Genomic DNA, 13,090 nt, shown 5'->3' with positions numbered 1-13,090 from the left:
CTCCTACTTAGTGACGGACAAGACGGATATCGAAATCAAACTTCTTAAAGAAGGCTTCTAAACTATCTAACTCTTCTGGCGTATAGCTTGGATCGTTTTTCATTGGGTAGATCATTTCCAATTTTTGGTATTTATTACGTCCAAATTGGTGATAAGGAAGAATATCAATACGCTGAATATTGCCGCGTTTTGAGAGTTCCATTGCGTAATTAATCGCCCCTGTAATGGCATCGTAAGAGTCGTTATAACCACGCACTAATGGCATGCGAATAACCACATTTGCGCCTAACTCCATTAATCTTTCTAAATTACGATGGACATTTTCATTACCAATACCAAATAACGCTTTATGCTGATGAGTATCAATGTGTTTGATATCAATAAGAAATTGATCAACGACTTCCGCTAATTTTTCATAATTCGCCACGTTAGTGGTCGCTTGTGTTTCCACAGCGGTATTGATCATCATTTTTTTGCATTCACGCAACAGCGCAACAGCGAAATCAGTCTGTAAACTCATCTCACCACCACCGATAGTGACGCCACCACCTGAAGAGACATAGAAATCGTAATCTTGCATAATGATCGACATTAATTCAGAGACAGAGACATCTTTTCCCATAATATCAAGTGCATCTGAAATACAGACCTCTTCACATTTACGACAACCAATACAATCTATTGCGCGATCAACACGGTGAACTTGTTTACCATTTTCATTGGTTGCCATGTAATGCACACCGGCAGGACAAACATCGACGCATTTACCGCAATCAACACATTTGTCGTGGGAGTACATCACTTGAAATTCACTGCTAAGACCTTCTGGATTTGAACACCAAGGGCAGCGGATATTACAGCCTTTTAAGAAAACCAGAGTACGAATACCATCACCATCATAAATAGAGTATTTCTGGATATTAAATATCCGCCCTCTAATTTCTGCTGCCGTCTCCATCATTACGCCTCCAAATCAGCATCAAACGTCCTTGTTCGATAAATTTAAATCTTATTTTGTCGATTTAAGGGATGACTTTTTGCCATCCCTTTAGGGTGATTTAGAACTTCTCAATCACAGTACGACTAATAATTTCATCCTGAACTTCTTTACATAATTCAACGAAGTAAGCACTGTAGCCAGCAACACGGACGATTAAATCACGATATTTCTCAGGCTCAATTTGCGCTTTTTTCAGCACTTCATTATCGACATAGCTAAATTGCATCTGACCATTACCCAGAATTGAAGCGGTTCTTAATAGGGTAATTAAACCTTGGCGACCTTCATTGGTATCTAGCAAGCCTTTTAGGAATTTGAAGTTATGAACCATACCGATGTTCATAGTTTCAACATTCATCTTACTTATTGATTTGATAATCGCCGTTGGACCATGTTTATCAGCACCTTGAGTTGGGCTGATACCATCTGATAATGGTTTCCACGCTAAACGGCCATTTGGTGTCGCTGCAGTTAATTCACCAATTGGTGTGTTGTTAGAGATAGATAGCGTGCCGTGGCTCAATGTGGAGTAGAGCATTTTGTATTTACGACATTCGCGCTCAGTCCATTCCGTAATATCTAGCGCATATTGGTCAACAACATCATCATCGTTACCAAATTTCGGCGCATTTAAGCAGTCACGTAATAGCTCTTCATGACCTTCAAAGTTAGCTAATAGCGCATCACGGATCTGTTCTAAGGTATATTTCTTATCGTCGTAAACCAGTTTGCGAATAGCCGCCATTGAATCGACATACGTTGCTAAGCCAGAGAAGATAAGACCTGGACCGTGGTTAACCATCGCACCACCCGCAGTAACGTCTTTACCTTGTTCCATGCAACCTTCAACTAACAGCGACATTAATGGTTTTGGCGCAACATCACGGTGTACACGCTGACTAATAACCGTACCAATTGCGGATAAACGAACGATATGCGCAATTTGTTCTTTAACTGCTCTGTCGAAATCTTCATAGGTACGTAAGTCACGTAGGTCGCCAGTATCTAAGCCTTGGTAGCTATCAAACAGCACCATACGACCACGGTTAAGCACAAACTCAATGGCGATAGGCCATTGGGTGTAACCTGTTGAAGTCCATTGATAAATACGACCTGATTTTTGTGGTTCAACACAACCCATCAAGCAGTAGTCACGCGCATCTTCAAAGTCGAAGCCTTTACGTAGCATCATTTTGATATGAGAATCATCGAAGTGACATGCAGGGAAGCCCATACCAGCTTTAACGACATCAACGATTTTTTCCATATATTGTGGCGGTGACTGATTGTGAATACGGCACGCCAGTGATGGTTGATACACTTTTACAAAGCGCACCGCATCCATAATAAGGAATGTTAAGTCGTTACAGGCATCACCACCAGTACGTTTTTGTCCACCCACCGTTAAGTTGATAAATGGCTGGTAGCCAGCGAAATATTTCGCACCTAACTCACTCGACATCCACATTAGTTCAGCACATTTGATGATAAAGGCTTGCATCATTTCCAGTGCTTGGTCTCGAGTTAAAACCCCTGTTTTGATATCGTTTTCATACATTGGGAAACAATATTGGTCTAAACGACCTAAAGAGAGACCTGTTTGGTTCTCTTCAACTTCAAACAGTGATTCAACAGTCCAGATACTTTGCAGTGCTTCTTGCAGCGTTTTTGGTGGATTAGCGGGTACGTTTTCGTTAACTTGCGCTATGGTCAGTAACTCTTCACGACGTTGTGGATTGCTCTCTTTTGATGCTAATTCACGCGCATGTTCAGCAATACGATGCGCATAAGCGATAACACCCTCACAGCTTTCAATCGATGCTTTATAAAAATAAATGCGGTCGATATCAGCAGGATTATCCATATTTAATTCAGCCAGCTTTGCCTGAGCATCGGCTTTAATACCATTCATACCTTTAGTGAATAGTAAGACGTCATAACCCGGACAAGTATCGCCACCGCCATTGATTTGGTGATAAGAGAGATCACTGACAAACGTTTCGCCACTAAACTCCCACACACCCGCTTCGCGATATTGAGCTTCACAAATCTCATCAAGAGAGCGACCTTCCCAGAAAGGAACTAGCTCTTCACGGATAACTTTTTTGTCTTCTTCAGAGATAACAAAGGGATCTTGTGGGCGCGTGCTCATGGTATCTAGTTCATCACGAACCCAACGCCATGCGATATCAGGAGAGAAAGCGCCAGCACGCGGTTTTCCACAAGGGTGTCCAACAATCAGCTCTTCATCTTGAATTAAGATAGGTGCAGTTTCACAAGCACGACGGAATGCTTTAGCACGCAGTAAAATTGGCGGTAAGCCTGGGTTTTCACGCACAATTTCAGTAAACGCTAATGCCCTATAAATAGAGACACTTGGACGCGCTTCTAAATAACGGTTACGTAAACGTTGTAAACGAGGCGTTAAACCTTCCATTACTTTACATTCGCTATCCGCTTGTGCCGTTGGTGCAACAAAACCTGCTGATGGTGCTGAGTATTGAGGCTGACTATTCATGCGTCCGTTATATAAACGAACTTGCAGTGAACTGTGTAATGTTGACAGGTTAGCGCGTGCTGACAATAACATTTCAGATAACTCATTAATGCTAACCCGAGAGTCATTGATATCAACGCCATGTACCATCGCATCAAACATCGGATAGCCATCAACTTCTTTCGTTGCACGAACTTCTGAAAGCTCAGCCAATTTCAGCCATAAACTTTCAACAATTTCATAAGCTTGTGCTTGTGTTAAACGACCTTGGTCAATATCACGCTGATAGAATGGATATAACGCTTTATCAAATCCCATTGGATTAACCGCATAGCTGCCGTTTTCCAGATGTAAGATTAATTGCAGTAAATAGAATACTTGGCTTGCTTCTTTAAATGTTTCTGCAGGTTTTGCAGGTACTTTACGTAAAATCGCGGCACTTTCCAGTAGCTCAGCTTTGCGGTATGGATTACCTTCCATCGCCGCTAAATTCTCCGCTTTAGCAGAAAGAATTTGGGCAAAATAGAGTGCTGCATCGCAAGCATAAATGGCTGATTTACAGAAATTCGCTTCATCCATACTGCTACGGTTTACGGCACTGCCAATGCTTCTAATTCTCTCTTCAAGCTGTGCTTTGATCGCTAAAAAGCCTTGGTTAACCACCAGCATATAATCTGGCGATCCAATACTATTCTGACCACTTAAAAAGCGGTAAATCGATGCACTGCGTACTTCTTCTTCAGTATGAAAAATAGCACCACGTGGTGTAGATGATTGGCTACCAATGAGCAGTTCATCTTGTGCAATATAGCTTGGAAAATGACGAATAAATTCATAAAAACGTTGTGCGGGTTTAATTGCTTGTGGCACACCAGCAATGCTGCTGTCTAATGAATCAAAAATGGTTGCACGTTCTGTGCTTATCGAACTATTACGTGAGACTAAACGTTCTGCCAGCATTTTTACGCGTGGCGTCAAAGAATATTTGGCCATGTGAGGCTCTCCTGATGTTCTTTACTTGACCTAATCGGTATTCATTCGGTTGAGCATTAACTGTGTGATACACCGGCAAATGCCTGACGATACAATGTTTCTAATTGGTGTGTGTTCACGTCACGCGGATTTGTCGGCGTACAACTATCACGTAAAGCCTGTCCGACCATCTCCGTTAAACGGGCATAAAAATCCGTTTCACTGACACCGGTATCGCGAATACTCTTCGGCATACCCATTTCATCTTTCAATACATTAATGGCGACGATTAAACTGGTTACCCCTTCTCTTACCGTATTAGCCGGAAGTCCTAAGCTTTGAGCAAGATAGGCGTAACGTTTTGCTGCTTCACTACCACAATCACCATGCAGATTGGCGTTAAAGGCAACAACATGGGTCATCAATAACGCATTAGCTCGACCATGAGGTACATGGAAAACACCCCCTAAAGCATGTGCAAGACTGTGGGTAATTCCCAGTGAGGCGTTAGTAAATGCCATGCCAGCAATACAAGAGGCGTTATGCATTTTTTCGCGCACTAACAGGTTTTCACCTTGATGATGGCAATCAATCAAATGGCTAAACACTAACTTGACGGCTTTCTCTGCCATCGCATCGGTAAAATCAGATGCCGCTTTAGAAACATAGGCTTCTAATGCATGACAAAGCACATCCATACCTGTATCTGCGGTAATTGCAGGTGGTACAGATTTCACCAGCTCAGGATCGAGAATGGCAACATCAGGCAACATAAACTCATCAACTAATACCAGCTTTTCACTGCGTGACTTAATGACTGAAAAAGAGGTCACTTCCGAACCTGTACCACTGGTGGTTGGAATAGCAATAAATTGTGGTTTTGTTCTGTTGCTCTCTTTACGGGTGTGCCAGAGGGAGTACATAACGGCTTTCGCGGCATCAATCACTGATCCACCACCGAGTGCGATAACCAAATCAGGATAGTTGGCATCCATGATTTTCATACCACTGACAATGGCTGAAATATCAGGATCAGATGCCACATCATCGTAGACTTGAAACTCGATACCCCGTTGCAATAACTTGTCGGTAACTTTATTTGCAAAGCCAAACTTCACCATTGCTTTATCTGTCACCACAAATGCGCGGCGGGCAGTTAACCCAGAGAGAAAACTCAGTGCATTGGTGCCAAACTGAATTTTGGGTTTTATCAGAAACTCACTCATGTCGTTATTACTCCTTACTGTCCCGATAAACCTTCTCAACAATGGCAACCACTGACATCGCCTTGTAACGATCTTTGTTCAGTGCAAAGTACTCTTCAGCCAACACAACATCGTTGATACCTGCACCTACACTGTCCACTGCAACATAGGTTTTGTTTTTCAGTGGCTTAAGCTCATCATCCAAAGTTGCTATCATCAGTAAGTTACTGCCTTTGAGCTCAGGGCTTTTTTGTGTCGCTACTACGTGTCCGATTACCTTTGCGAGGATCATGGTTTATATCGCCTTATATCAATGAGTTATTTACTCAGACGTCCGAGAACTTCCTTGATAATGCGTTCCACATTTTCTTCGGTAATATCACCTTGTGCTGCTTGTTGCACACATGTACTTGCTACAGCGTAGGAAGATGTTGCGCCGAAGCGATCATCACCTTGTACTTGGCGCTGTGCAGTTGCACATTCAGCATGAACTGGCGTTAAAGAAGGTGATTGAAAACGAGCGTCTTCAAGGATGCTTGTTTGATGATTTGAACTTGCAGCAGAACAAGCAGGAACAACTGGCTGAGCAGCTTCTTGTGCTAAAGGACAAGGCTGTTTTAGCTCTTCAATAGTACGCACGCCATAACCGACTTTACGAATATTCAGCAAGTTCATTGGACCTACGTTGTCAGAACTAGATCCACCACCAACAGCACCACAACCTAGCGTTAATGCTGGTGTGATATTGGTTGTTGCACCAATACCGCCTAATGCCGCTGGGGTATTAATCAGAATACGGTTTACTGGTTTTTCTAAAGAGAACTGACGAATAACATCTTCGTTTTGGGTATGAATCACTAAGGTGTGACCTAAACCTTCGTTAGTCAGCAAATCAACCACTCGACTACAGGCTGATTTCCAATCTTCTTCAATATACATCCCTAAGATTGGGCACAGTTTTTCACGTGAGTACGGATTCTTTGGTGAAACCGTATCTTGCAGCGCAATTAATACACGCGTCGTTGCTGGTACGCTAAAGCCCGCACGTTGGCTTAAATAAATTGCATCTTTACCCACAACCGCTGGGTTAATGGTGCCATTTGCACGCAGTAACATTGAAGCGACTTTTGCTGCTTCTTCGTCATTCATAAAGTAAGCACCTTGCGCTAATAATTCGCGATGTACTTCGTTATAAATGCAACGTTCTACAATGATGGACTGTTCTGATGCACAGATAACACCGTTGTCGAATGTTTTACTGGTGATGATATCGCTCACTGCCTTTTTGATATCTGCACTACGTTCGATAAATGCAGGACCATTACCCGGACCACCGCTGATCGTTGGCGTACCTGAAGCATAAGCCGCACGTACCATGCCTTCACCACCCGTCGCGAGGATCAATGACACATCTTTGCTGTGCATTAATTCTTTGGTTGCTTCCAGAGTCAGTAATGTCACACCATCAACAATACCTTCTGGTGCACCCGCTTCTAATGCCGCTTTTTTCACAATTTCTAATGTGCGAAAACTACACTGTTTTGCATTTGGGTGTGGTGAGAAAATAATCGCATTACCCGCTTTTAGGGCAATCAACGTTTTATAGATAATGGTTGAAGTTGGGTTAGTTGAAGGTACCAGTGCAGTGATAACCCCTAAAGGCACGCCCACATCCATGACTTTTTTTACTTTATCGTCATTGATAATGCCAATGGTCTTCATATCTTTCATATGTTCATACACACGCAATGACGCGAAGGTGTTTTTCAGTACTTTGTCTTCCCACTTACCAAAGCCTGTCTCTTCATTTGCCATTTTCGCCAACTCTTCTGCATGACGAGCGGCTTCAAATGCGATGTGTTTTACAATACTGTCGATTTTTTCCTGCGAAAATTTAGCAAAAATTTGCTGTGCGTTTTTCGCATTACGAACTAGCTCACGAGCCAGTTGTCTGGATTGCAAATCTTTATCTAATGCAACCATGGTATCCCCCAAACAGGAGTTAAAAAATTTAGCTGAATAACTTGTTTTTTTGCTTTACTGCACCTGAATAATCAGGCTTTGTGCTGCTCGGCAATTTTCTCGATATCGTTATGTGGTCTTGCAATAACACGAGAAGTCACCACAGTGCCGATACGTTTTGCCGCTTCAACACCAGACTCAACCGCTGCATTTACCGCACCGACATCGCCTTTAACCATTGCAGTAACCAGTCCTGAACCGACGTTTTCATAACCAATCAGTTCAACATTGGCGGCTTTGCACATTGCATCAGCCGCTTCAATGCATGCCACAAGACCTTTGGTTTCAATAAGACCAAGAGCTTCTTTCATATCAATTTCCTTCGTTATTCAGTCACTTTGTACTGGGCAACGATTTTTTGAATATCGTTGTGTGGACGAGCGATTACTAATGAAGTCACTACTGTGCCAACACGCTGAGCTGATTCTAAACCGGACTCTACGGCAGCTTTCACTGCACCTACATCACCTTTCACCATGGCGGTTACTAAGCCAGATCCGACATTTTCATAGCCAATTAACTCAACATTGGCGGCTTTACACATCGCATCAGCTGCTTCAATACAAGCAACTAAGCCTTGAGTTTCAATAAGTCCTAATGCATCACCCATACGTTCTCCTGCGGCAAAAACTATGCCTTGTGCTTGATAACAATCTTGTTGATGTCATTGTGAGGACGAGCAATCACGAGCGATGTAACCACTTCACCCACGCGTTGTGCTGACTCCACACCTGAATCCACAGCAGCTTTCACTGCGCCTACGTCGCCTTTCACCATCGCAGTCACGAGACCTGAACCAACATTTTCATAGCCAATTAGTTCAACATTCGCGGCTTTACACATAGCGTCAGCGGCTTCAATACATGCCACCAGACCCTTGGTTTCAATCAGACCTAATGCATCACCCATTTTCATTTCCTCCGAGAAGCCGTTTAACGGTTTACGTTTGCCCATTGTGTCTGCGTGGTGATTTTTTAAACGCAGACTTTGGTTTCAAAACCACTATAACGGCTAAAAAACAAAACAACATATAAATCCAGAATGTTGAAACATATAGCATTTAACTCTGGTATTTAGCGTTATTTATGCCCGCATTTATCTATTAATGCTGATAATTTCCTTTTTACATGGTTTTAAATTTATGGGGTTTTATAAAAAATAGATTAAAAAAAAGACGAATTAACTTTGTTAGGAGGATGTTGAAAAGGTGCAAAAAGCCAGTATAGAAAGTCAGGAAAGATGTGCGGGATATCACTGATATTTCAACGTGAGATCAATAATCGAAAAAGGCTAAATCAAGTCTATATACAAATCGTGCTATTTTTTATTGATAACGTATTTATCAAATCTCAATCTTCGTGGCAGCTATAAAAAAGCGGGCATTATCATTCTCTACCATAAAAGCCATTCAGATAATCGATACGAATAACAAAGGTGGATAAGAGAGAATAAGAGGAGTCGAAGTAGTAACACGATAATAAACAGAATAAGGTCAGTGGATTGAAAGCAATAAATCAGGTTTTAAATAAACGAAAAAGGTGGCAATAGAAATGCCACCTTATAAAAATAGAATGAGATAATCAGGACAGTTAATCAAATTTACTGCCCGGTTTTAAGGTACAAATATAGAGTGGAGAATTAAGCGAACTTAATAAGATGGTTTTTTCATTAAGCTTTTGAGCATTAAGAAACAGCCCATCATGGCTATCTGACATTTCACGCATAAAATAGTCAAAAATAACATCTGGAGATTCATCAATAGAAGAAGCACTAGACTCCCACTGACTAACAAAGTAGTGGCGTTCAGTGGGTGAAACTCGCTTCGTGGTATAATCAAATTTCACATAACGTTGTAAATAGAGCCAACCCGCTTTCGAATCTGTATAGCCTTCAACAACAATAGAACCTTTGCCATTTGCACCAAATGAGAAGTGAAAATTGCCGTTTACATTTTCAGCTTCCATATTCTCAAAACGCATAATGCCTTTTGTAGAACAGACCATCACCCCCTCACTCTTTGCAGAAAGGAATGTTGTTGCTGAATATAATGCGACCAAGATAAAAATCAGGGCCGAAAGCAGGCATAAAAGTTTCCCTGAGATTTTCATTAGTATTTCCAAGAATAGTAGAAGTAATTATCACAATAACTAAAAGGGTTATCTTCATTCTTTGCACAATGGGCAAGAAATACGCGCCCTAACCCATTGGTTTGTAATTTGTCGCCATAGAAAAAGACAAAACGCTCACCGTTCACACATTGTAAATTGAGCTTATTTCTTACGGCATCAAAATTTTGTACATAATTATCGCTTACTGCTGAATTAATCATCGCTTCATTAGAGAGTAATTCACAATTATTATGCGTTAATGGTGTAAGCGTAATAGGTTTTGAGTGGTGTTGATTAAAGAAAGTGACAATAGCAAGAAAGAGTGCTGCAAAAAGAAAGCCAGCACTTGCCAAATACCAGCAAATATCTGGGCGCGTTGTTTTTTGCTGCAAATGTTCCGATAACAGATCCTCTTTACTACTTTGGCTCTCTTCTGATGTTATATGTGCTGATATATCTGCTGATATAACATCCGTTGTGTTTTTTTCCGATAACGGTTGTTCATTCTCAGCGACAGCTACTTCTGTATTGAATTGAGTTGCTGGCAATAATGTTGAGTCATCAATTAACTCAACAGATATATCCGGATTAAACTCTAATCGTCCTTTGGCAATAGTGACAATAATATTTTCAATACCATAATGGCGAAACGTTTTTCGTAATAAACTCAAATATTGGTTTAAATTGCTATTTGAAGAGACAAGCCCATTGTCATCCCAAACACATTTTAATACATCATCACGATTGACCACACCTGGATGCTGAATAAAGTAAAATAGTAACGCATTAGCGGTAATAGAAAGATGTGTATCTACACTCTCTTTTTCTAATGATATTGCGCCATCCGTTGCGTCGTAATAAATCAAGGCATTTATTTTGTATTTCATTGTGCCCTCATTCATCCTGATTAAAATTACTGATTTGCTGTATGAGAAATATAGTCAAAAGTCATCTTTGATAATCTTTCTACTAATGCATTACGTTCTTCTTGTGAAATAGTTGGACCTTCCGTTAATTCAGATAACCAAAGCCCATCAGCGGCATAACGAATTAACGTACCTAAATAGCTATTATCTAATTCATCACCTTTAGCTAAATGTTCTAGCATCCAATCGCGCCAGCATTTACGCATAATAGGCTCGTTTGGCATCGCTAAAGAGAGTATTGCCAATTGACGGCTTTCATCTGACTCTTTTAAATCCGAAATATAGGTTAAATATGCACGTGAAAAGCGACCAGCATTAATAGGATCTTGTTCCATAATCACTGAAATCCGGCTATCCATAATAGCTAACAAACGCTTAAATACCGCATGAACTAGCTCTAATTTGCCCGGAAAATGGTGAAGCAATCCGCCTTTACTTACGCCAGCTTGTTTTGCAACTGCGTTTAAAGATAAAGACGCGATCCCATCTTTAGCAACAATAACACTAGCCGCTTCCAGTAATTGCTCTTGAACTCGGATAGGATCTTTTTTTCGGTGATGCGCAGTTGTATTCATAATATGGATGATACCGACCAGTCGGTATGTTCCTTATTGATCGAAATCAATCCCTTTTAGACTCAAGTCGATTAATTATAAATAATGTCGTTCACTTCACACTCCCTTATTTATTTAACTATACTATTTTTGAAAATATAAAATAAAATAGTAAAGATTGATTTAAACAATATAATCACTTAAGTAAAACACAATAACAATTGATAATTATCAAGAAATAAAAACCATTAGAAATAATGGTTTATTTTTTATCAATAATATTACTTACCTATAATAAAAGTAATTTAAAAAAAATTAATACCATTGCATCATGAATATATTATGTTTGATAACTATTTTAATTAACGAAAATGAGTATTTGAGTTTCGTTAAAATATTCCCATCGAAAAAGAACCTCATTAAATATAATGAGGTTCTTTTTTATTAATTCGTTATTTAAATTTTAAATGCTTAATTTTAATGCCTGCTCTAGATCTTCTAAAATATCGTCAATATGTTCAATACCTATTGATAAGCGAATTAAATCTCGTGATACACCTGCGCGTTCTAACTCTTCATCATTTAATTGGCGATGGGTAGTTGATGCTGGATGACAAGCCAGTGATTTGGCATCACCAATATTGACCAAGCGTACAATTAATTGCAGGGCATCAATAAATTTCGCCCCAGACTCTGCTCCACCTTTAATACCAAAAGAGAGAATGCCCGCTGGCTTACCTGACATATAACGCACGGCTAAATTATGTTCGGGGTGATTGCTTAATCCTGCATATTTTACCCATACCACTTGAGGATGACTTTGCAGATATTCCGCTACTTTTTGCGCGTTTTCAGTATGCCTATCCATGCGTAACGCCAGCGTTTCTAAACCTTGTAAAATCAAGAAAGCATTAAAAGGTGATAATGCAGCACCTGTTCCACGAAGTGGCGCTACGCGGCATCGGGCAATAAATGCCGCTGCACCAAAGTGCTCAACATAATTGACACCATGGTAAGAAACATCCGGTGTGTTTAATATTTCAAAACGTGCTTTATGTTCAGCCCAAGGGAACTTGCCTGAATCCACCACAATGCCGCCAATAGAGTTACCGTGACCACCAATATATTTAGTCAAAGAGTGAATAATAATATCGGCACCATGTTCAAAAGGACGACATAAATAAGGAGTGGCAACGGTATTATCAACAATTAGTGGCACTCCATGACGATGAGCAGCATCAGCTAATGCTTTAATATCAACAATATTACCGCTTGGATTTGTAATGGTTTCACAAAATACTGCCTTGGTGTTCTTATCAATTAGTGCTTCCAGTGCTGCAATATCATCATGAGGTGCAAAACGTGCTTCAATACCAATGCGGGGAAAAGTGTGCGCCATTAAGTTATAGGTGCCGCCATAAAGCTTAGCGACAGAGACAATATTATCTCCTACTTGGGCGATAGTTTGAATAGCGTAAGTAATCGCCGCCATACCGGATGCCACTGCAACAGATGCAATTCCACCTTCTAATGCTGCAACCCTTTTTTCTAATACATCATTGGTTGGGTTCATTATGCGGGTATAAATATTTCCGGGAACTTTTAAATCAAACAGATCAGCACCGTGTTGGGTATCATCAAACGCATACGACGTGGTTTGATAAATAGGTACAGCGACTGCTTTTGTGGTTGGATCAGGTGAATAACCGGCGTGGACAGAAAGTGTTTCAAGTTTCATGGCAATCCCTTTTGTTGCATTTGCTCTTATCATATTACTTAGCCCACTCTTTCTATTTAGTTAGAATG

12 protein-coding genes are annotated in these 13,090 nt (G+C 40.6%); all 12 read right to left on the bottom strand.

Going from position 1 to position 13,090, the window contains the following annotated elements:
• Positions 1 to 7: 7 nt before the first annotated feature.
• Positions 8 to 958 carry a choline TMA-lyase-activating enzyme gene (gene cutD, locus ABN099_RS12550; protein WP_349464356.1) on the bottom strand — a complete coding sequence of 317 codons (951 nt, stop codon included), beginning with the start codon at positions 956 to 958 and terminating at the stop codon, positions 8 to 10.
• A gap of 100 nt (positions 959 to 1,058) precedes the next feature.
• Entirely contained in the window at positions 1,059 to 4,490 is a 3,432-nt protein-coding gene (gene cutC, locus ABN099_RS12545) for a choline trimethylamine-lyase (protein WP_349464149.1), read from the bottom strand.
• 56 nt (positions 4,491 to 4,546) lie between these two features.
• Positions 4,547 to 5,695: a 1-propanol dehydrogenase PduQ gene (locus ABN099_RS12540; RefSeq protein WP_349464148.1), complete on the bottom strand. Its 1,149-nt coding sequence runs from the start codon at positions 5,693 to 5,695 to the stop codon at positions 4,547 to 4,549.
• A gap of 7 nt (positions 5,696 to 5,702) precedes the next feature.
• Complete coding sequence (locus ABN099_RS12535) at positions 5,703 to 5,966, bottom strand: EutN/CcmL family microcompartment protein (protein WP_064721253.1); 264 nt, start codon at positions 5,964 to 5,966, stop codon at positions 5,703 to 5,705.
• A 26-nt stretch (positions 5,967 to 5,992) separates the two neighbouring features.
• Positions 5,993 to 7,657, bottom strand: coding sequence for an acetaldehyde dehydrogenase (acetylating) (locus tag ABN099_RS12530; protein ID WP_349464146.1), 1,665 nt, complete (start codon positions 7,655 to 7,657; stop codon positions 5,993 to 5,995).
• 71 nt (positions 7,658 to 7,728) lie between these two features.
• Complete coding sequence (locus ABN099_RS12525; RefSeq protein WP_064721255.1) at positions 7,729 to 8,007, bottom strand: BMC domain-containing protein; 279 nt, start codon at positions 8,005 to 8,007, stop codon at positions 7,729 to 7,731.
• Positions 8,008 to 8,021: 14 nt separating this feature from the next.
• Positions 8,022 to 8,306, bottom strand: a complete 285-nt coding sequence (locus ABN099_RS12520) for a BMC domain-containing protein (protein ID WP_349464145.1) — start codon at positions 8,304 to 8,306, stop codon at positions 8,022 to 8,024.
• 20 nt (positions 8,307 to 8,326) lie between these two features.
• A complete protein-coding gene (locus ABN099_RS12515; RefSeq protein WP_004249182.1) occupies positions 8,327 to 8,605 on the bottom strand; it encodes a BMC domain-containing protein in 279 nt (92 codons plus the stop codon).
• A 680-nt stretch (positions 8,606 to 9,285) separates the two neighbouring features.
• Positions 9,286 to 9,804, bottom strand: coding sequence for a FidL-like protein (locus tag ABN099_RS12510; RefSeq protein WP_349464143.1), 519 nt, complete (start codon positions 9,802 to 9,804; stop codon positions 9,286 to 9,288).
• Entirely contained in the window at positions 9,804 to 10,691 is an 888-nt protein-coding gene (locus ABN099_RS12505) for a transcriptional regulator (RefSeq protein ID WP_349464142.1), read from the bottom strand. Before ABN099_RS12505 ends, ABN099_RS12510 begins: the two co-directional genes overlap by 1 nt.
• Positions 10,692 to 10,717: 26 nt before the next feature.
• Complete coding sequence (locus ABN099_RS12500; protein ID WP_349464140.1) at positions 10,718 to 11,305, bottom strand: TetR/AcrR family transcriptional regulator; 588 nt, start codon at positions 11,303 to 11,305, stop codon at positions 10,718 to 10,720.
• Between the two features lie 442 nt (positions 11,306 to 11,747).
• Positions 11,748 to 13,022, bottom strand: a complete 1,275-nt coding sequence (locus tag ABN099_RS12495) for a bifunctional O-acetylhomoserine aminocarboxypropyltransferase/cysteine synthase (RefSeq protein WP_349464355.1) — start codon at positions 13,020 to 13,022, stop codon at positions 11,748 to 11,750.
• Positions 13,023 to 13,090 lie beyond the last annotated feature (68 nt).

This window comes from Proteus hauseri (assembly GCF_040139125.1).
Lineage (GTDB): Bacteria > Pseudomonadota > Gammaproteobacteria > Enterobacterales > Enterobacteriaceae > Proteus > Proteus hauseri_B.
This window is presented reverse-complemented; position numbering and strand designations above follow the sequence as displayed.